Origin of the sequence: Hymenobacter sp. YIM 151500-1 (assembly GCF_025979885.1) — a bacterium.
GTDB lineage: Bacteria > Bacteroidota > Bacteroidia > Cytophagales > Hymenobacteraceae > Hymenobacter.
On record NZ_CP110139.1, the window covers coordinates 2,109,794 to 2,130,514 of the forward strand.

At 64.3% G+C, this 20,721-nt stretch carries 9 protein-coding genes and 1 pseudogene; 3 read left to right on the plus strand and 7 right to left on the minus strand.

The window, feature by feature from the left end; all coding sequences use genetic code 11:
- Positions 1-22 precede the first annotated feature (22 nt).
- The 7 genes from OIS53_RS08855 to OIS53_RS08885 form a co-directional block, all read right to left on the minus strand.
- The gene (locus OIS53_RS08855) at positions 23-1,771 is read right to left on the minus strand and encodes a family 43 glycosylhydrolase (protein ID WP_264682039.1); all 1,749 of its coding nucleotides are present in this window, start codon (positions 1,769-1,771) and stop codon (positions 23-25) included.
- A gap of 109 nt (positions 1,772-1,880) precedes the next feature.
- On the minus strand, positions 1,881-4,667 hold the full coding sequence (locus tag OIS53_RS08860) for an RICIN domain-containing protein (RefSeq protein ID WP_264682040.1): 2,787 nt from the start codon (positions 4,665-4,667) through the stop codon (positions 1,881-1,883).
- 190 nt (positions 4,668-4,857) lie between these two features.
- Entirely contained in the window at positions 4,858-6,684 is a 1,827-nt protein-coding gene (locus OIS53_RS08865) for a PKD domain-containing protein (RefSeq protein ID WP_264682041.1), read from the minus strand.
- A 91-nt stretch (positions 6,685-6,775) separates the two neighbouring features.
- Complete coding sequence (locus tag OIS53_RS08870; RefSeq protein ID WP_264682042.1) at positions 6,776-8,077, minus strand: RICIN domain-containing protein; 1,302 nt, start codon at positions 8,075-8,077, stop codon at positions 6,776-6,778.
- Positions 8,078-8,252: 175 nt separating this feature from the next.
- On the minus strand, positions 8,253-10,427 hold the full coding sequence (locus OIS53_RS08875) for a right-handed parallel beta-helix repeat-containing protein (protein ID WP_264682043.1): 2,175 nt from the start codon (positions 10,425-10,427) through the stop codon (positions 8,253-8,255).
- A gap of 153 nt (positions 10,428-10,580) precedes the next feature.
- Positions 10,581-12,482: an RICIN domain-containing protein gene (locus OIS53_RS08880; RefSeq protein WP_264682044.1), complete on the minus strand. Its 1,902-nt coding sequence runs from the start codon at positions 12,480-12,482 to the stop codon at positions 10,581-10,583.
- A 126-nt stretch (positions 12,483-12,608) separates the two neighbouring features.
- Positions 12,609-15,872 carry an RICIN domain-containing protein gene (locus tag OIS53_RS08885; protein ID WP_264682045.1) on the minus strand — a complete coding sequence of 1,088 codons (3,264 nt, stop codon included), beginning with the start codon at positions 15,870-15,872 and terminating at the stop codon, positions 12,609-12,611.
- A gap of 1,734 nt (positions 15,873-17,606) precedes the next feature.
- Between OIS53_RS08885 and OIS53_RS20465 the strand changes: the two are divergent.
- The 3 genes and pseudogenes from OIS53_RS20465 to OIS53_RS20385 form a co-directional block, all read left to right on the plus strand.
- A pseudogene (locus tag OIS53_RS20465) lies at positions 17,607-17,921 on the plus strand (tetratricopeptide repeat protein); the annotation flags it as partial.
- Positions 17,922-17,990: 69 nt separating this feature from the next.
- Positions 17,991-18,989, plus strand: coding sequence for a sensor histidine kinase (locus OIS53_RS08890; RefSeq protein WP_264682046.1), 999 nt, complete (start codon positions 17,991-17,993; stop codon positions 18,987-18,989).
- Between the two features lie 153 nt (positions 18,990-19,142).
- On the plus strand, positions 19,143-20,561 hold the full coding sequence (locus OIS53_RS20385) for a sigma-54 dependent transcriptional regulator (protein ID WP_319805485.1): 1,419 nt from the start codon (positions 19,143-19,145) through the stop codon (positions 20,559-20,561).
- The last annotated feature ends 160 nt before the right edge of the window (positions 20,562-20,721 follow it).

Sequence of the window (20,721 nt, forward strand, 5' to 3'; positions counted from 1 at the left end):
AGGGGTAGCAGAAGCCGGTACTCTACTCGACCCGGAGGTTGACGTGCAGGGACTTGCCGTCGAGGGTAGTTTGCACGTGGTAGAGGCCGGGGCCAAGGCTGGCTGGCAGGGTAACATCGGCGGAGCTGGCGCCCACCGGCACGTCGAACCGGCCCACGAGCCGGCCGCGCTGGTTGCGCACCTGCACGGTGGCGGTCTGGGCTTTCTGGGCGCTCAGGCGCAGCCTAGCCTGGCCATCGGGGCTGGGGTTAGGGTAAATCACCAGGCGGGGGCCGGACTCATCCGCCAGGTTGGCTGCGAGCGGAGCCGCCTGCGCGGCCACCCGGCCGGCAGTGCTGCTCACGGCCTCAAGGCGCCAGCGCTGGGCGTCGTTGCCATTGTCTTCCCAGAGGTGAATGGGCGTTCTGTCGGCGTTGACGGCCCCGGCCACGTCCAGGCGCAGCTTTTTGCTGATGGCAGCATCCTCGGCCACGTGTTTGGGCGTGAGCAGGTAGTAGCCGTTGCCGTCACTTTCCACCCGCCAGCGCTGGGCAGCGGTGTTGTTGCTGTGGTAGAGCTGCACCAGCGTGCCATTGGTTTTGCCCGAGCCCTGGGCGTCGAGCACGCGGGTTTGGCTGCCCACCTGGCTGGTGACTTTGTAGTAGCCGTCGCTCTGGCGGGCGAAGTGCCAGCGCTGGGCGTTGCTGGCGTTGGCCTCGTACAGCCACAGCTTGTTCTCATCGGCGTCGCGGCTGCTGGGCACGTCGAGGCGGCGCAGCGGCGCGCCGCTCACGCTCACCTTGCTTACCAGCGTATACACCCCGTCGGCCAGTCCGGCGCCGGGGTTGCTGGGTGTGCCGCAGCCGTTGCCCGGCACCCGCGGCGCTACGCCGGTGGAGGTCATCTGCACCGGCCGGATCGAGCCGTCGGCGTTGAAGTACAGCCGGTCGAGGGCCACGTAGCGGGTCGAAAAGTCGTTGTTCTGGTAGCGGTGGTAGGCCACGTAGTACTCGTCGCAGCCCGGCAAGTGCAGGATGGAATGGTGCCCCGGTCCCTGGAACCGGTCGTCGGAGGACAGCACGTAGCCCCCGTACGTCCACGGCCCCAGCGGCGAAGAGCCCGTGGCGTACTCGGCCCGGTAGCTGCCGTCCGACCAGTTGCCCACCGAGTAGCTCATGTAGTACACGCCGTTGCGCTTCACCAGGCAGGGCCCTTCAAAGTAGCTGGGCGGGGTGATGTCGCGGGGCGCGTCGGCGGTGAAGCTCACCATGTCGGCGTTGAGCTTGCGCACCACCATGCGCCGGCCGTTCGAGCCGCCGTAGTACAGGTAGGCCTGCCCGTCGTCGTCCACGAACACGTAGGGGTCGATGACGTCGGCCGTGTACGGGTCGGAGGCGATGAGCGGACGGCCCAGGTCGGTGAAGGGCCCGGTGGGGCTGCTGCCCACGGCCACCCCGATTTTGGCCTCGGCCGAGTAGTAGAAGTAGTACTTGCCGTTGCGGGCCACCACGGCCGGGGCCCAGCCGTTGAATTCGGCCCAGCTGCTTTGCGGGCCCAGGTCGAAGATTTTGCCGTCGTCGCGCCAGTTGGTGAGGTCAACCGAAGAGTAGGCGTGGAAGTCCTGGCCCCCGGTGCCTTCGTTGCTGGTGGGGTAAATGTAGTAGCGGCCCGCAAAATAGGCAATGTGCGGGTCGGCGTGGTAGCCGCTCAGCACGGGGTTGCCGCTGGTTTGGGCCGCCGCGGGCCAGGCCAGCAGCAGCACCAGGCGCAGTAGAAGGAAGTAGTGTTTCATGGGTGAACAGAGTTTGGGTTAGGGTGAGAAAAGGAAGTAGGTGCCGGCCACCGGTGGCGGGTGAAAACCCCCACGCCGGTGCCACCAAAGCGGGCCGTCGGCGCGGGGCTTATTTCACCTGAAGCGTGAAGCGCCGCGCTTCGCCGTCGAGCGTGGTTTGCAGGAAGTAGGTGCCGGCCGGCAGCGTAGCCGGCAGGCGGAAGTCGGTCTGCCCGGCCCGCACGGGCACGCTGAGCATGCTCACCAGCTGGCCCTGCCCGTCGCGCACGTACACCGTAGCGGGCTGGGCGGCTTCGGCCGTCAGGCGCAGCGTAGCGCGCCCGTCGGGGCTGGGGTTGGGAAAGGCCCAGAGGCTGGCGGGCTTATGCGCCGCGGGGGCCGATGCAGCCGACTGGCTCCCAGCTACCGGCTCCAGCTTCCACTGCTGGTTGAGTTGGCCCAGGTATTCCCACTGGTGCACCTTGGCGGCGTTGGCCTGGCTCACGCCCGACACGTCCAGGCCTTTGCCGCTGGTGTGGTTGATGAGGCGGTAGTAGCCGTCGGTGGTGGGCTCGATGCGCCAGCGCTGGGCGCCGGTGCCGTTGTCGGTGTACTGCTGCACTTTGGTGCCGTTGCTGGTGCCGCTGCCGGCCACGTCCAGGCACTTGCCCGAATGCTGGGCCGTGAGCTTGTAGGTGCCATTGCCCGCAGCCTCCACACGCCAGCGCTGGTTGGCCCCGCCGTTGGCCGGCCACTGAATGACGCCGGCCGTGTCCAGCGCGCTGGCGTTGCGCACGTCCAGGGCCTTGCCCGAGTGGCGGGCCGTGAGCGTGTACAGCCCATTAGCTAGGCCGGAAACTGCGCGCGAAAAGGCGCTGGCCGGAATAACCTGCTTGGCAATGCCCGGCCCGGCGTAGCTCACCGTCACCGACTGGTCGCCGTACGCCTCATAGTAGGTGATGGTAACGGCGTGCTTGCCGGCCTTCAGGCCAATTGAACCCTCTCCCCCACTGCTGGCATCAGCTACCAGCCGGTCGCCGATGTAGAGCTTGCAGCCATCGTCGGCGCGCAGCGAGAAGCCGTAGTTGCCGTCGGTGGGCACTTCCAGGTAGCCGGTGTAGCGGAACGCGAACAAGTCTTGCCGGCTGCGGGGCGTCAGGTCGATGGTGGCTACCGTGCCGATTTTCAGCGGGGTCAGCTGCGTGAGGTTGGGTTCGGCGGCACCGGCTTGCTCAAAGTAGGCGTAATCCAGGCCGGGGGCCGTGGCGGCGGGGTTGTCGGGCTGGCGCAGCGGGGGCGCGAAGTACACCGGGTCGGAGTAGCCCACGCGTTCCTGCTCGTCGATGACGCGCGCCACGTAGAAGCCGCCGGCCGAGGTGTTCATTTTCTTGGCTTCGCGGTAGGCGTCCACGGCCGGCACGGCGGTGCTCAGGGCCTGGTTGAACAGGTTTTTCACCGAGTACGTGTTGTGCAGCACCTCGGCAAAGCGTACCGTGGTGCCCGCCGCCGGCGCCACCGTAGCCGTGGTGCCGCCCGCGGCGCGCGGGTCGCCGGCCACGCTCAGGCCCACGCTGCCCAGGGCGCGGTAGGCCGGCACGGAGTTGTAGTGCGTGCGGCTGAACTTCACGTCGCTGGTTTGCTCGTAGGTGTCGTACACCAGAATGGGCGCCGACAGCACTTGCTGCACCACGGCGCCGCTGGCGTTGGTCATGGTGGCTTTGGCCCGCAAAAAGCGCTTGGCCGGCAGCGCCGTCAGGTTCACCGACAGCGTGGCGGCGCCCGCCTTGCCCGCGCCCACCGCCGCCGACCCGGCCGCGCCCACGGGGGCGCCGTTGCCGTCCACAAGCTGAATCTGCACGCTCACGGCCGCCGAGCCGGTATTGAGGGCCAGGGCTTCGGCCGGCAGGCTTTTCGTTTGCCCCACGTTCACGCGCTGCGGGGTGGTGACGTAGAGCTGCGGGGTGCGGAGGCGTTCGGGATAAGCCACGCCCCGCATCTGAGCCGAGTAGAAGGCCGTGAGGTCGGCCAGGGTCCAGTTCCAGTTGCTGGTGGGCCAGAGGTCGTGCAGCTCGCTCACGTCGTTCCAGGTCACCAGGTTTTGCCACTGCACGCCCGAGGCCAGGCTTAGCTCCCAGTGGTTGCGGTAGCGGCCCGTGGCCCGCGAGTCGTCGTAGCCGCCGTTGGGTTCCCGGTTGTAGCCGATCATGGCGCCGCCGGCGAAGGGCCGGTTGTAGTCGTTCAGCAGCTTCACCAGGTCGGGCCAGAAGTTTTCGGCGCTGGGGTCGAAGTTCCAGTGCGCGTCGAAGCAGGAGAAGTAGGGGGTGATTTTGGCTTGGTTGCCCACCACGTTGCCTTCGGTCACCAGGTCGCCCACGAAGAAGATGGGCACGCCGGCCGCGGCCAGCTCGTCTTTCACGGCCTGCCACTGCGCGGCCGTGCCGTTGTAGCGCGAGCCGTAGGAGTACACCACCAGCTTCGAGACGCCGTTGTGGGTGACGCGCGCGGCCGAGGGGTGGCCGGCGGCCTTGGCGGCGTACTGCTTGATGACGTTGGCGGCGCCGTCCAGCCAAATCAGCTCGGGCGCAATGGTGATGGCGCCGTTGTAGGCGTCGGCATCAGTCAGCATGCCTTCCCACACGGCCGGTGCGCCGGGGTACTCGTGCACCAGGTGGTGAATGCCGGTGATGCCCGACTCGATGTAGCGGCTCAGGTTGTCGGTGGGCCGGCGGGGCTGGTAGCTGGGTTGCAGCGTGAGGGGGTAGTGGGCGCCGTAGTAGTCATTGTTGGGCGGGTAGTCGTAGTAGGCAATTTCGTGCAGCTGGCTCACCCACACCTGCTTGCCCGGCAACGAGCGGTTGGTGAGCTGCTGGGCAAGAGCTGGCGCCGGCAACACTGCCCAAACCAGCCACAACGTCAAAAGCCGGTAAGCCCAAGCAGCAGAGGTTGCCTGGCGAAGAAGTGCTTGGTGGGGCCACGTGTTGCCCACTCGCTTAGGACCAAGAATGCACGGGTTGTTCATAGCTGCACGGAAAAGGGGAATGGAAAGGAGTAGACATGGGCGGCAAGCAGCCTGCCGATGGCTGAGCGCCGGCCGTGGCGGCTTGGCTTCAGGGCTGCACTTGTAGGGTGCGCGTCGTCAGCAGCTGGTCCTTGGTAAGCACGCGCACCACCAGCAGGCCAACGGGCAGTGAGGGCAAGAGCACGTTCAGCGAGTTCTGGCCGGCGCGGGCCGAGAAGCGCTGCGTGAGGCGTACAGTGCCGGCGCGGTCCACGAGCTGCACCCACACCGGACCGGCGGCCGGGGCCACGAACTGAACTTGCACGTGGTCGGCGGCCGGATTGGGTACCAGCACTGCCTCGGCTTGGGAATGGGGCTGCGTAGTAGGTGAAACAAGGCGGGCGGCCGTCTCGCCGGCACCGGAAGGAACGTAAGTCAAGTCGCTGGTAAGTAAGAGCTTGTCGAGCAGGGCCCCGTCGTCGCGGTAGCCGATTTCCAGGGTGTGGGCACCGGCGGCCAGGCTCAGTTGCAGCACCTGGTTGCCGTTGTCGGAGTTCTGCACCTCGTCCCAGTGCCAGGCGCTGCCCACCTCCACGTAGTTCCACTTGATCCAGGAGCCGCCGTCCACGCGCACCCAGAAGGAGTCGTCGGCCGTGCTGGGGGCAATGACGCGGCCCCAGAGTTTGTAGGTGCCGGCCTGGGCCAGGCTTAGATTGTAGCGGGCAATGCCACTGGTGGGCGGGGTGCTGCCGCTGGTGTTGCCCGCGGCCACCGTGATGTACTGCCCGCCCGAGGCCGCGGCGTCGCTCAGCACCTGCATGGGCGCGCTGATAGTGCCGCTCTCGGCCTCCAGCCACACGGCAGTAGCCGTTGGCGGCGCCGTCACCGTCACGGTTTTGCTCGTGGAGCTGGTGGCGCCCTGGTTGTCGGTGACGGTGAGGCGGGCCGAGTACGTGCCGGCCGCCGCGTAGGTACGGCTCACAGTCTTGCCCGTGCCGGTGCTGCCGTCGCCGAAGTCCCAGGCGTAGGCGCTGATGGTGCCGTCCGGGTCGCTGGACGCGGCGGCGTCGAAGCTCACGGCCAGCGGAGCCGCGCCGGAAGTGGGCGTGGCCGTGAAGCTGGCTACCGGCGCCTGGTTGGCGGGCGCGCTGCCCCCGCCGCCCGGCGCCACGGCGTCGTAGCCCACATTGCCGGGCTGGTGGCGCACCTCGTCGAAGTACAGCACCCGGTTGGCGTAGTCGGAGCCGTTGAACTGGTAGGTGCCGTACTTGAGGTAGGTGCCGCCGCTGCAGCTGCCGCCGTGGCCCATCTGGAAGTTGTATTTGGTAGCGGCTTTGGTGCCGTCCAGCCACACCTCGGCAAAGCTGTCGTTGCTGTTGAGGTCGGTGCGCAGGTGCAGCACGATGTCGTGCCAGCGGTTGCGCGTCAGGTTGGAGGTGATGTTGAACGTGCGCTGGGTTTCGCTTTTGTCCACGTAGGCGAAGTCCAGGCCGCTACCGGCCAGGCGCAGGGCCGCGGTTTTGTTGGAGGGCGAGCAGCCGCTGTAGCCCATCACCTGGAAGATCATGCAGTTCTTGCCGTCCACCTTCATGCCGTTGGGGTCCTGGTCGGGCAGGTACACGCTGAACCCCACCCAGAACTCCTGCTCCCACGGGATGCGCGGACTGGTGGCCGACTTGGCTTCGGTGCTTTTGCTGCCGCGGCTGCTGCCGGCCAGGCTACGCTTCCATTCGATGCGCAGGGCCCGGCTGCCGCTGCGCGCCCCAAACGCGGGGCTCACCACCGAAAAGCAGGTCGAGCAATCGGTTTGTACTTCTTTCGAGCCGTCCCAGTCGCCGTCTTCCAGGGTTTCCTCGAAGGTGGTCTGGCCCAGGGTCAGGTGGGGCACCAGCGCGCAGGCGGCGGCCAGCGCCAGTTGAATGCATAGAGTTTTCATAGGGGTTGGGGTTGTGAGCTGCTCAGGACCGCCCTGGGCCTGGCGGCTAGGCCCAGGGCGGTGAAGCTGGTGAAACAGGAAATCCAGTAAACTACTCGGGGCTGGTGGGCAGCAGGCGCCAGTGCTGGGCGGCGTTGCCGTTGTCTTCCCACAGCCAGAGGTTGCCGCCCGCGTTGGGGTTGGCGTTTTCCACGTCTAGGCACAGGGCCGGGGCGCAGCGGGGCTTGAGCTTGTAGAGGCCGTTGCCCACGGCCACCAGGTCCCAGCGCTGGGCTGGGTGGCCGCTCCAGGGCCAGGTGTGCACGTCGGTGCGCAGGGCGTCGGCCCCGTTCACCACGTCCAGCACCAGGGTGCGGTCCAGCGCCGAGCTGAGCCGGTAGGAGCCGTCGGCCTGGCGCTCCACCCACCATTTCTGCGGGTTCAGGCCGTTGGCCGTCCAGGTGTGCAGCGGCGTGCCGGGCGTGGTATTGCCCGCGGGCAGGTCCAGGCGCACGCCGGGGCCGCAGGCGGGCGTGAGCGTGTAGAGGCCGTCGGCCACCGGCGCCGTGCCGGTGCTGGTGGTGCCCACGCCGGGCGGCGGGATGTTCTTGATGTTGGCGGCCGGCGTGATGGTGTGCATGCTAAAGGAGCGCCAGCTGGCCGTCACGTTCTTGAACTTGCCCATGGCGCAGTCGCCATTGGTGAGGAAGTTGTTCCACTCCGCCGTTTTATCCAGCCAGTAGTCGGCGCCGCCGCTGGCAATGTAGCGGGCCGTGCTGCGCTGGTCGGGGCCGCTGGGGTTGTCCAGGATCAGGCGCGCCTCAAACGTGGTAAACACGCCCTCAATGTCGTCGGGGTTGATGTCGGCCCGGCCGCTCTTGGGCCAGAAGTGGTAGTTGTAGCCGCCCCCGGTTTTCACCGACAGCCCCCCGCCGTTGCCGCTCTCGTCGCGCGGGGCGGCCGGCTGGTTGTTGTCATTGGCAAAGTCTTCCCGGTACTGGGCGCCGCCAAAGTCCGACGTGTTGTAGAGCAGCGTCCAGGCGTGGGTGCTTTTGAGGCGGATGTAGGCTTTCATGCCGCGGATTTGCACCCGCACGTTGCTGGCCGGGTTGCCCTCCACGGTTTCGTAGATCTGGCCCCACGGGATGATGGCCCGGAACGCGGTGCCGTTGCTGTGGTAAGGCCGGTTGCCCATGCCGATGCGCGGCCCCTGGGCCCAGTCGTAGCTGCTGGGCACGCCGTGCGGCTGGGCTTCATGCTGGCCAGTCATGTCGTACACCAGCTCGTCGGCGTTAGCAATGGCCGCGGCCGAGGCTACGGCGGTCAGGGGCTGCACGTCGTGCCCGTCTTTTTCGCTGCACGCCGACAGCACCACGGTAAGCGCCAGCGTAAGCGCCAGAGGATAGTTTTTCATACGTGTTTTGGAAAGGGTGAAATGCTTGGGAAAAAGGGTGAAGAAGCGTGTGGTATGAGAAAGGGCTGATCTAGCAGAGGCCAGCGGCGCACCTCAGGGGCCCTGCTCTAAGCGGCCACGCCATGCGCCACCACGCAGCCATAGTGCCGTTGGCTGGCCACCGGCCTGAGCCTGCTTACTCAACCTGGAGGGTGAACCGGACGGCCTGCCCGTCGAGCCGGGATTGTAGATAGTACAGGCCCTTCTGCAAGCTGGCGGGGAGTTCCACTTCCGTTGTGCCGGGCTGCACCTGCACGGGAAACTGCACCACCAGCTGGCCCACCACGTTGTGCACCTGCACGGCGGATTTTTGCGCCGCTTGGGTAGCCAGCGCGAGCCTGGGCCGCCCAGCCGGGCTTGGGTTAGGATAGGCCGACAAGGCCGGGGTGGCACTGCGCGACGCTGGGGCCACTGCCGTCACCGGGTTGGGGCTGGCCAGCTCCTGCTTGGCGCCCTGGCTCACGGGCTGCCCGGCCGGCCAGCCCAGGGCAGCGGCCACCGCAGCGGGCAGCGCCTGGCCGGCGCCCACGGCCACCGAGCCGGGCCGCAGGCGGTAGTCGCGCTGCGCCGCCGCGGTGAAGAGCGAAGTCAGCGGTTGGTTGTCGACGCCGCGGCCGTAGTTTTCCAGGCCGGCAGTGGCAGCGCGGAACTCACTCAGCGCTGCGTATTTTTTGTGCGTGGGCGCATCGCAGCCGGTGGGGTTCCAGTCGAGCAGCTGGGGCGCCACGCTGGCTTGGCTGCGCCAGTACAGGTTGTAGTCCAGCGCCTGCATCATCGACTGCGCTTCGCAGGGCGTCTGCCCCACCGCTACTGCGTGGGCGGCGGCATCGGCCAGGATGTTGTTTTTGAAGACGATTTCCCGGGTTTCAAAGTCGATGCCGCGCGCGGTTTCGGCGGCCCGCTTGTCTAAGTCGCTGTTGTCGTTGCGGCGGGGCGTGTCTTTTACCCGAAAGTTGGTGGCGTTGCCGATCAGCGTATTGTTGTACACCTGCACCCCGGACGACCCGCTGATGTAAATGCCGGCGGAATTGCCCTGCACCACGTTGCCCGCAATGATGGCGCCCCGGCAGGCCTCGAAGAAGATACCCGTCGATTTGTTGCTGCGCACCAGGTTGTGCACCACCGTGGCCTTTTCCACGGCCACGTCCAGCCACAGGCCCGTGGCGTAGTTCGTGTCGAACAGGTTGCCTTTCACCGTCACCTCATCCAGCTCAGTAATTTTTAGGCCGGCCGCCGCGTGGTAGGTGGCAAAGCCTTCCACGTTGTTGTAGCTGAAGACATTGCCCTCAATCAGCGTATGCTCGTTGGGCTCGGCCCCGAACGAGGCGCCCAGGCGCCCGTTGTAGCTGAAGGTGTTGCCACGCAGCGTGGTAGTGGTGCTGCCCGGCCCGCCATGAAACCCGATGATGGCGTTCCACGCGCACGAGTTGTTCTCCAGCGTCACGGCGGGCACGAAGCTTACTACGGCCGTGCCGGCGTAGTCCCGGAAGCCCAGCCCCCGGATCAGGCTGCCATCGGCGGCGTCTTTAGCCGAGCTGGGAAAGGTAATGGCGCGCTCATACGCACTTGCTTCCAGCACTTTGCCCGCCGGGTTTTCGGCCAGGTAGATGCGCTTGGCCGCGTAGTCGAAATAGAATTCTCCGGGGCCGAGCGTGCTTTTGCGCAGTACCTGCTTGAGCCCTATTCCGTTGGCAAATACCATTTCCTTGTTGGCGGCCACGGCCGTTTCTGCGGTGGCTTTCCCCCGCGAATCGGTTTTCCCGCCGGGCAGGTACCGGACGATGCACTTCGGGCAGTCGAGCGTGTCGTTGGCGAAAACGGTAGTCCACGGAGCGTACCACTGCGCCCCGCTTTTCACCCAGCCGCTTACCACCTGGCTGCCCTTTATCCACACTTTTTCGTTGGGAGCGGGCTGTAGGGTGAGTTTTCTGCGAATGGAGATTCCGCCCTCCCGGTAAGTACCCCCTTTCAGCACGATGGTGGCCCCATCCGGTGCCGTAGCCACGGCCTGGGCTACCGTGGCCCAGGCCGTGGCCCAGCTCTTGCCGTCCTGCGTGTTGTTGCCGCCGGGCTTCACGAAGCGCGCCGTACCATTGGTCGGCACCGGGTAGGCGGTGGCTTTGATGTCCACGGTGCCGTCGCCGCGGGGCTGGTTGGTAAAGCCGTCGTCTTCTTCGGCATCCTGCTGGGCCTGGGCTGGCAACGATGCTCCCAGCAAGAGCGCCAGCCACAACAGCAGCGGGGCAGGCAGGCGTTTGGGAAAGGCCCACAGAATCTGAGGCGAAGCTTCGTCACAATGCAGGTTGCGCATAAGAATCGGTGTCAGAATGAGAGGGTGGTGAAACAGTTTCTGCCCGTTGGGTTGATACCAGTCACTCGGCTCCGGTGCGGCAGCAGTGGAGCCTGCGGGCGGAAAAGAACTGCGCGCAAAAAGCGCCCGAGCCATCAGTGTTGACCGGGTTGGTCAGTGCTGCACGAGTACGCGCTGGGGCCGCCCGCTCGGGCCGCCCTGAGCATCGGCCGAGCGCACATCGAGCAGGTAAGTGCCGGCCGGCAGGGTGCGCACGTCGAGTGTGGCCTGCTGGGAGCCCGCCGCCGCGGCGTGGTGGCGCTGGTGGCGCACGACGCGGCCCAGTCCATCGGTTAGCGTTAGCTCGGCGGCGCCGGCCTGAGCTGCTCGGTAGCGCACGGTGAGCTGCGCGCGCGCGGGGTTGGGGTACACCGCTAGCTCGGGGCTGAGCACAGTGCTGGCTCCAGCGCTCAGCGCCGGCCGGGCGCTGGACACTTTTTCCAGCTTCCACTGCTGGTTGGTGCCACCCCAGTAGTCCCACTGGTGCACCAGCACCTTGTCGGCGGTGGCACTGGAGCCGCCGTTCACGTCGAGGCACTTGCCCGAGGCCTTGCTGGTGAGCTTGTAGTAGCCGTCACTGGTGGGCTCAATCTTCCACTTCTGCGGGTCCAGGCCGTTGGCTTCGTACTGCCACACCGTCACGCCGTTGTCGAGCTTGCCGCCGTCCACGTCCAGGCGCTTGGTGGTGCCTTCGTGGGTGAGCGTGTAGTAGCCGTCGCCGGTGCTGGCTATCACCCAGCGCTGGGCCGAGGAGGTGTTGGCCGTGTACTGCCAGACCCGCGCTTTGTCGGCGTTGGAGTTACCGTCCACGTCCAGGCGCTTGCCCGAGTGGCGCGCCGTGAGCGTGTAGGTGCCTGCAAACCCGGTTGTGGGCGGCGGCGAAGAGGGGCAGGTGCCGCCGCTGCCGGCCGGGCCAAAGTCGCAGGCCATGGCCGCGCGGCGGTTGGTTTCGTCGGTGGTGGGCCCACCCCCCATGGTGGTGGGCGCGTTGTTTTTGACCACGTGCAGGTTGGTCATCACCGCGGCCATGTCGTTCACCCAGTCCCACGAGGCTTGGTTGCAGTCGGCGCGCCGGCCGCCGCTCACCGTCGACTGCTCGTTCCACTTCACGTTCCACTGGTTCCACACCTGGGCGCGCACGTTGCCGTCGGGGCCGTCTTCGGTTTCGAGTATATAGTTGTCCCACGCCGAGTCATCCACCAGATAGGCCCCGTAGTTTTGCAGGGCCCGGGCAATAATGCGCGCCGGCTCGGTTTTCAGGGAGCCAATGTTGAAATCCGGCTTGAGGGCCAGCAGGGCGCCCATTTGCATCTCGGGGTTGGTGCCGCCGTAGCCGGAGGCCGCATAGGCGTCGGCGGCGTGGGCCGGCCACCGGTAGCCGGGCTTGCCGTCGGGCTCGGAGGCGCGGTAGTAGGCGTACTGGCCGCAGTCCACCAGGATTTTCAGCGCGTGGCGGATTTCGCTGCCCGGCCGCAGCTCGCCTACCCGGATGGTGCCGCCCAGAGCCGACAAGTGCGAGGCGCCGTGCCCACCCGAAAACAGGCCGTCGCCGGTTACGTCCTCCACGTTCGAGGGCCACATCGCCGTCCACTGGCCGATATCCGTGCAATACTGCATGGGCAGCGCCTCCACAACGTGCGTGTTGTCGGTGAATACGGCGAAGATGTTGTTGTGCGTGGGATGGGTGTAGGTGTAGTCGGCCGGAATGGGCGCCGAAAACGCCACCGGGTTGCCGGCGGCCCGCTCGCAGCGGTTGGTCCAGTACCGGTCGTTGTCGCGCACCAGCTTGTACACGTTGCGGCGCGGGGCCGTGGGCCGGGCAATGATGTGGATGTCGTCGTCGCCGAAGCCCCAGTCCGTAGCGGCCTTGATACCGGCCGGCGTATACTGGGCGCTGGTGTGCAGGGGCATGTTCCACACCGAGGTGCGGGCGTAGGGCCACTTCAGGGGGTCGCGCTGGGCCTGCGCCGAAAACATAGCCAGACATCCTGCCAGGGCGAGCAGAGGTTTTTTCATGGAGTTGGAAGGAATGAGCAGGGAGTTGTGGAAAGTACCGCGGCAAGCAGCCGCGGCGTGGCACCGGTAACCCAATCGGGCCCGGCGGCCGGTGCACGGTGCGCCGGCCGCCGGGCCCAGTCGGGCTTACTCTACCCGGAAGGTAAAGCGCTGGGCTTTGCCGTCGAGCATAGCGTGCACATAGTAGGTGCCCGGCGCCAAGGTGGGCGGCAGACGGAAATCGGTCTGGCCGGCCTTCGTGGGCACGGAGAACAGGCCCACCAGCTGCCCGCGCCCGTCGCGCACGTGCACCGTGGCCGTCTGGGCCTGCCGGGCCGCTAGGCGCAGCGTAGCCCGTCCGTCCGGGCTCGGGTTAGGGTAGGCACTGAGCGTCGGGCTTTCTGCGGGCAGCGACAGGCTGCTGGCAGCGGCCGGCGAAGCAGAAGTAGCCGCTGCCGTTCGGGCGGCTGCGCTGCTGGCACTGCCTTCGGCCAGGCTGAAGCGGAAGCGCTGGGCGGCGTTGCTCAGGTCTTCCCACAGGTGCATCTTGGTGCCGTCGGCCGAGCCCATACCGGCTACGTCCAGCACCTTACCGGCCGAGGAAAGCGGCGCCAGCTTGAAGTAGCCATTGCCGGCGTCGGTGAGCGTCCATTTCTGGGCGTTGCTGTTGTTCCAGTCGTAGAGCTGTACGGCGGTGCCGTTGGCCGTGCCTGAGCTTCTCACGTCGAGTACCTTGTTGCCGTTGAGCTTGGCGCTGAGCCGGTAGGAGCCGTCGGGTTGTTTCTGCACGGTCCACTTCTGGGCGTTGTCGCCGTTGGCGGTGTAAATCTGGAGCTGCGTGCCGTTGGCGGTGTTGCCGCTGGGCACGTCGAGGCGGGCGTTGGGCGCGCACTCCGGGGCCAGGGTGTAGGTGCCGTCGGGCACGGTTTCCACCGGCGTCAGGCGGAAGCGCTGGGCGGCGTTGCCCACATCGTCCCAGAGCTGCATCTGCGTGCCGTTGGCCGAGCCCATGCCCGCTACGTCCAGGGCCTTGCCGGCCGACGACTTGGGCACGAGCTTGAAGTAGCCGTTGCCCACGTCGTAGAGCTGCCACTTCTGGGCGTTGCTGTTGTTCCAGTCGTAGAGCTGCACCAGCGTGCCGTTGGCCGTGCCCGAGCTTTTCACGTCGAGCACCTTGCCCGCGTTAAGCTTGGAAGTCAGGCGGTAGGAGCCGTCGGATTGCTGGGTTAGCACCCATTTCTGGGCGTTGCCGCCGTTGTCGGCGTAAATCTGGACCTTGGTGCCATTGGCCGTGTTGCTGCCGCTTACGTCCAAGCGCGCATTGGGGGCGCACTCCGGCGTGAGCGTATAGGTGCCGTTGGGCACGTTGGCCAGCGTGCCGGCCGGGGGGTTACTGGGCGTGGGGTTGGTGGGCGTGGTGCCGGGCGTCCAGCGGTAGAGCAGCACTTTCTGGAACCAGTCTTCTTCCACAAAAATCAGGTACTGGCCGTTGGCCCGCTTGCGCACCGTAATGGCGTGCGGAATATCCACCTGCGCAATGCCCGACTCCGAGGGCCGGAGCATGCTGCCGATGTACACCCCATCGGTTTTGCGGTACACCATCACCTCCATCTGCTTGCCCGAAATGACGAACACGTAGTCGCCTTCCACGTTCATGGCCTTGGGGAAGATGATGTTGTCGCCGCCCAGGGTGCGGTCCGAAGGCAGCACGGTTTGCCAGGCGGGGGTGCGGTTGCCGGTGCTCCAGTTGTTATAGCGGGCCAGCACCTTGCCCATTTCGCCGCCGCCGTTCTCGTAGGGCTGGGCGCTGGTGAAGCCATTCACGTACATCACGTCGGCCGCCACGTCGTATTCCAGCCGCTCAATGTCGTTGCGGTTGGCCGTGTTGAACGGCGCCGGCACGTCCGACACCCGCACGGCAGCGCCGTACTGGGGGTTGCCGTTGCTGTCGAAGCCGTTGAGCGGGGTGCGGAAAATGCCGTCTTCGCCGCCTTCCCAGATGGTACCGTCCCGGTCGGGCCACTGGGCCCAGCCGCCGGTGGCCCGGTTGTGGGTGTAGCACGGAATGGCCGTTTCGCCCTCATTGGCGGGGTCGAAGCGGTACATGGTCAGCGGCTGGTTGTGCATGCCGTTGAGGTACATGTACAGCTTGCCATTAAGCCGCCGCATGATGGTGCCGGCCACATTGTGGCCGAACTGCTCGTAGTTGTTGCGCGGGTCGTTGGGGTACTTGAACGGGTTCATCGTGAAGCCCTTGTAGGTCCACTCCTTGCCGCCGCCGTTCTGGCTGTAGTCCATCGTGAAGTGCTCGTGTTTGGTGTACACGTCCACCCCGTCGGAAGCCGGGTCGGCGTCGGCGTTGTCCACGAAGTGCAGGCAGTGCAGCGCCCAGTTGCGGCTGCCCGTGGCGCTGTAGCTTTCCAGCTCGGTGCCGGCGTCTTGGCGCTGGCCGTACATGCTCACGTAGGTGTTGCCGGCGGCGTCGGCGCCCACGCCCGTGAGGTGGTGAAAGCGCTGGGGCCCCACCAGGCCCGGCGTGGGGCCGGCGTACACGCCGCCCTTCACCCCGAAGCTGGCCGCCGCCGCGGGGCTGCCCGTAATGCCCGTGTACACCTTGATGTTCTGGTCGGGGCCGTTGTCGGCCACCAGCAGGCGCCCGTCCTTGTCGATGGCAATGTCGGCGATGATGCTGCCGCTGGGCAAGGTCACCTGCTGGCTTTGCAGGGCGCCCGTGGTGGAGTAGCGCAGCACTTTGCGGGTGCTGGGCTGGGCCACCCACAGGTAGCCGGCCCCGTCGATGGCCATGCGGCCGGGGTCGGTCAGGCTCCACTCGCGCAGCAAGGCGTGGCTGTCGGTGTTGAACACCTTGATTTTACCGTTGGCATGGTCGCTGGCAAACAGCTCGGTGCCCACAGTGGCCAGGCCGCGCAGGGGCGAGGTGCTGATGTTGAACACCTCGTCGCCGCTGCGCCGCCGGTCGCTGCGGGTGTAGCGCCGGAAGCCCGAGGGGCCCACGCCCTCGAAGGCGTCGCCGGTGCTGGTCGTAATCCACACGTAGGTGTCGTTGCCGGTCACGGCCCCGCCGTCGGCGTGGTGGAAATCGTCCTGGAGCTTGCCCTGGGTGAGGCCGTTTTTGTAGACGCCCGCGGTTTTGTGCGCCTCGTCCCAGCGGCCTATCGTGTACACCGTGCCGTCGGAGGCCGCCCAGATGTCGAAAATCTGCAGCTGCACCCACTTCACGTTGTCGGCATCAGCCGCGTCGAAGCCGCCGGCAATCTTGGTCATCGAGCCCGTGCCGCCAAACGAGTTGCCCAGCCAGGACGTGGTGTACTGCAGGGTCTGGGCCCGGCCCGGCCCAGCCAGCACAACCACCAGAAAAGTAGCCAGCCAGTGTTTAATCCAGTGTTTCATACAGTGTAGAGCGTTGTGCCGGTTGTGGAATCGGCGGTGTGGAAAGGAAAAGGGTCGTCCTGCATGGCCCCGCCAGACGCAGGACCATGAGTTATAAGTAGGTAGATAGGCGGCGGAAAAAAGCGGAGACTGGTGCAGCAACTGCCCGCGCAGGCCCAGGACTCTGGACTTCCGTTTTACTGCGCGCACGGCCACAAAACCGCGGGAAAGCCAGCCGGGTCCCGGTGCTGAGGGCAGGCTCAGGACAGCATGATGCCAGGCTTGCCAGTTGTTGCCCCATGGGTGCGGGCTAAGTTGCCCTATGCCAGCAGGCAGGCTCAGCGCTTGGCATGTGGGCACCAGTCCGTAGCCACGAATTAGTGCGCTTCAGTCCGGCATTTTCGGCTTCACCGGCCGTGTGTTGCCCGGATAGCAGCCCGTTAGTTAGTGAAGCTGGAAATCAGCAAGTCAAGCGTGGTGCTATACCCCGCTGGCTGGTAGTCACCCACGGCCTTGATGGTCGCCTTGCGGGTGAGTTTTGGGTGTGCAGGCTCCGTTTAAACGATACGCCTGCGGGTTATCAGCAACGACGTCCCAGCCACTCAGCTGCGGGTACATCAGTTGTGCATGCCGTACAGAAACCGGTGGGCAGCACCCCGCCGTGATTTTCCTAGGTCCGGTCGTTTTGGCGAAAATCTACCTTAAAAGGTAGAAACGCCATCCACTCTCACGCCTGGCTTGCTGGTGTACAAGGTTGCGTAGCTGCGGGCAGCGTGGCAGCTTTCAATACCCAGGCTACATGTGGCCCGGTAGAGTACAATGGGACATGATTGAGCAAAGTTGTTTTCATAAGCAGTAGGTAAGGCGGGAAGCAGCTAACCAGCGAAGCCAAGCACATCAAGCAGAACAAAGGCCGTTATGACAAAACTAAGTACCGGTCTTCCCAATATGCTTTTTCACGGTCAGGTCCGTGTCAGTTTACAAACCCTATGCCATTGGCCGCCAGGCTTGAATAGTTTAATTTCATTTTTTGTTAAGTAACAGTTACTAAATTACTTATAATTAATTTATCTTTTTATAGTTACAAAATAAATACTCATAAATCGCTCCCTCCAAACGGAGAAATCCCTAAGCAGCTCCCGTACACGGGATTTGTATTTATGCAGTAGATAATTACTTGTGGAGAGTAGGTTGACAAGATTGATTTGTCTATTTTGGCGAAGCTGTACGCTTATTTTCGGCTCCTCTTCCCACTTGTTTATGCTACGGTTTTGCCTGATTCTGCTCTGCCTGTTAACGTGCCGTGTTTCGGTTGGAGCCAGCCAACACCCGCAAGCTGTAGATAGTTTGTTGCGGTTACTCCCTGGTAGCCCTGACACTACTAAGGTGAAGTTGTGGCTTAAAGTGTCGCAGTATTACGAAATCAATGATCTTAGCAAAGCTCAACAATACAGTGAGCAGGCGTTGGAGTTGGCCCAACGGATTCGTTGGCGGCGTGGAGTAGCCCTAGCACGCTTACACTTGGGAACGGCGTATGGGCTCCAGAGTGATTTTCCTAACGCGCAGGCCCAGTTTATTCAAGCATTTACCTATTGGCACGGTCGAGAGAAAGACAAAAGCTATTTCCACTGTGTAATCAATCTTGGTGGTATCACCTCGCACATGGGCGATGATCCTGCTACAGCTAAATGGCTCGCGCTAGCGCTCAAATCAGCTCGAGCCCGGCACGATACTTCCGGAATAGTACGCACGTATATGTCTTATGCACTGCATTCTAATCGTCAGCGGAACTGGCAGGAATCCATTGTGTGGTATAAACGAACTTTGCCATTGCTTCAAGCTTCCCCGAAGCCGAGGTCAGAGAATACTATTTATGACGAGACAATAATCTGGAACAACATAGCGGATATGCACCTGCAACTAGGTCAGCCGCGACAGGCGCTTCCTTATTTATCTCGTGCTTTGGCTCGAACGCACAAGGGCAGTGACAGAACAATTCTACTGGTTGTTAATGGAACTATGGCTCAGGCCTATCGCTCCCTGAAGGAGCCGGGTAAAGCGTTGCCTTATGCGCTGCGAGCTAGGCTCCTGGCAGTAGCGCTTAAAGCTAAGACGTATGAGCAGCAGTGCGATACTATCTTGGCCCATATTGAAGCTGCCCGCGGCAACTATCGTGCTGCCTACCGTTACGCTGAGCAGGGCGCGGCCATTGAGCGAGCATTACTCAGCGAAGCCAAGGCCAAGGCGCTGGCTGAGTCACAGACACGTTACGAAACCCAGCAGAAAGAGCAGAATATAAAAGTCCTCACCCAGCGCAACCAGCTGCTGGCCCAGCGCAGCGAGGTGCAGCGCCTCACGGCCGAGCGCCAGCGGGTGCTGCGCAATACCGGGTTTGGAGCCTCGGCTTTGCTGCTCGTAGCCATGGGTATTGGCTACCGCCGCTACCAGAGCCGCCAGCGCCTGCTGCGGCTGCTTGACGCGCAAAACCAGGAGAAAACATTGTTGCTGAAGGAGGTGCACCACCGCGTGAAGAACAACCTGCAAATCGTGCTCAGTCTGCTGAACACCCAACTCAGAAGGCTGCGTGAGCCAGCCGCCAGCCACGCCATTCGTGAGAGCCAGAGCCGGGTGCAGGCCATGGCCTTGCTACACCAAAGCCTCTACCAGGCCGATAGTCTGGCGCGGGTCGATATGAACAGCTACTTAACGGAGCTGGTCGAGGCGCTGCGCCGCACGTTCCGCGCCGAAACCCGCGGCGTAGCCATCGAGCTGGCAGTGGCGCAGGTTGAGCTAAACACGCACACGGCCGTGCCCCTGGGGCTGATTGTGAACGAGCTGCTGACCAACGCCTTCAAGTACGCCTTCCCGCCGGGCCACCCCAACAAGCAGGTGCGGGTAGAGCTGACGGAGGCGGGGTCCGCCCTCTACGAGCTGCAAGTAACCGACAACGGAGTAGGCCTGCCGGAAGGCGTGGACCCCAGTACCGTCCGGTCGTTGGGGCTGAACCTGGTAGGCGGTCTGGCGCAGCAGCTGGATGCCACCTTGACGGTTGAGCGCACCAACGGCACCTCGTTCCGCATTGTATTTACCGAGGTGGCGCCCGAAGCCAAGCACATTCCCATGGCCGAGTTTTCCTGATTGTTGCCGCTGAGCAGCTGGCTGCGTTATGGGCCGGGAGGCCAGAGCGGGGCAGAGACGCGCCCCCAGCCAGCCAACCTGGTAGCGTACTGCAACCTGCTGCTCAGCGTCTGATTCAGCTACGCATCTGTTCAACAAACTTTGCCCACTGTAATGCAGTCTGATTACAAGCAACTTGCCCGCATTCTGATTGTAGAGGACGAGTACGTCATTGCCAATGATTTAAGCAGCCTGCTGCTGGAGCACATGCCTCACACCAGCGTTTTGCTGGCCAAGTCGGTTCCCGAAGCAGTACGCGTAATTACGCACAAGCACCCGGAGCTGGTGTTGGTAGACATTCGCCTGCGTGGTGAGCAGACCGGTATCGACTTAGGCAAGCTCCTGAGCACCCGCTACCGCCTCCCCTTTATCTACGTTACCTCGCACGCCGACAAGCAAACCCTGCAGCAGGCCGTGGCCACGCAGCCCTACGGCTATATCGTGAAGCCTTTTGAGGAAGACGACATTTTTGTGGCGCTCGAGGCGGCCTGGAATCGGTACACGAGTGAGCAGCTGGTGCGGCAGCAAGCTTGCCTGACCGAAGAGCTGCGCGCCGTCCACCACCTCGACAGCTTCGTAGCGCAGGACCCCGGTACGCACGCCGCCTTGCAGCTGGTGCAGCAGGTAGCGCCCGTCGACATGACGGCGCTGCTGCTGGGCGAAACGGGTACCGGCAAAGAGCTGTTTGCCCGCGCCATTCACGAGCACTCGGCCCGCCGCGACCAGCCCCTGGTGAAAGTGAACTGCGCGGCGCTGCCGGCTCAGCTTATCGAAAGCGAGTTATTCGGCCACGAGAAAGGGGCGTTTACCGGGGCTATGGCGCGGCGCATCGGCAAGTTTGAGGTAGCGGATAAAGGCACCCTGTTCCTGGACGAAATCGGGGAGCTGCCGCTGGAGCTGCAGCCTAAGCTGCTGCGGGTGCTGCAGGAAAAGGAAATCGAGCGGCTGGGCAGCAACACCCCGCTGCCGATAGATGTGCGCATTATTGCGGCCACCAACCGCAACCTGGCAGAGGAAGTAGCCGCCGGCCGCTTCCGCGCCGACTTGTACTACCGCTTAAGCATATTTCCCATCACCATTCCGCCACTCCGCGAGCGGCCGGGCGACATCCTGCCATTAGCCGCTTATTTTCTGGCCAACATGAGCAAGCAGCTGGGCAAGCCGCTAAAGGGGTTCCATGCAACAGCCCAGCAGGAACTGGTGAATTATAGCTGGCCCGGCAACGTGCGGGAGTTGCAGCACGTGGTAGAGCGGGCCGCGTTGCTGGCGTCTTCCCCCATGGTTATGACCCTGGGGCTACAACACGCGCCCGCCGAGACGCGAGCCGCCAACGCCCCCAGCAAGCCTGCCTTGCCCAAGCCATTGCACGAAGTAGAGCGAGAGGCGATTCTGGCGGCCCTGGACTTTTGTAAAGGGCGCCTCCGGGGCGAGGGAGGCGCCGCCGAATACCTGCAAATTCCGGCAAACACGCTGGATGGACGTATGCGCCGGCTGGGCATTAAAAAAGGCTTCGGGACTTCTCAGACTGCTTAAAAGCCTGCTTGCGTTACGCTCCCAGGTTGACCGGTGTAGCAACGCAACCAGTATGCCACTAGCTTCATAGGAGCGGTTTGCGTTAGCTACAAGTAGGTTAGCTTGCTGTAGCGACGCGACCCTTCGCGGCGGCTGGGTGAACGATTTGTATGCGAGCAGC

Bases quoted from the DNA above. Each gene is read 5' to 3' on its own strand.
- OIS53_RS08870 (WP_264682042.1), bottom strand. From the start codon at position 8,077: ATGAAAAACTATCCTCTGGCGCTTACGCTGGCGCTTACCGTGGTGCTG.
- OIS53_RS08885 (WP_264682045.1), bottom strand. From the start codon at position 15,872: ATGAAACACTGGATTAAACACTGGCTGGCTACTTTTCTGGTGGTTGTG.
- OIS53_RS20385 (WP_319805485.1), top strand. From the start codon at position 19,143: ATGCAGTCTGATTACAAGCAACTTGCCCGCATTCTGATTGTAGAGGAC.
- OIS53_RS08855 (WP_264682039.1), bottom strand. From the start codon at position 1,771: ATGAAACACTACTTCCTTCTACTGCGCCTGGTGCTGCTGCTGGCCTGG.
- OIS53_RS08875 (WP_264682043.1), bottom strand. From the start codon at position 10,427: ATGCGCAACCTGCATTGTGACGAAGCTTCGCCTCAGATTCTGTGGGCC.
- OIS53_RS08880 (WP_264682044.1), bottom strand. From the start codon at position 12,482: ATGAAAAAACCTCTGCTCGCCCTGGCAGGATGTCTGGCTATGTTTTCG.
- OIS53_RS08865 (WP_264682041.1), bottom strand. From the start codon at position 6,684: ATGAAAACTCTATGCATTCAACTGGCGCTGGCCGCCGCCTGCGCGCTG.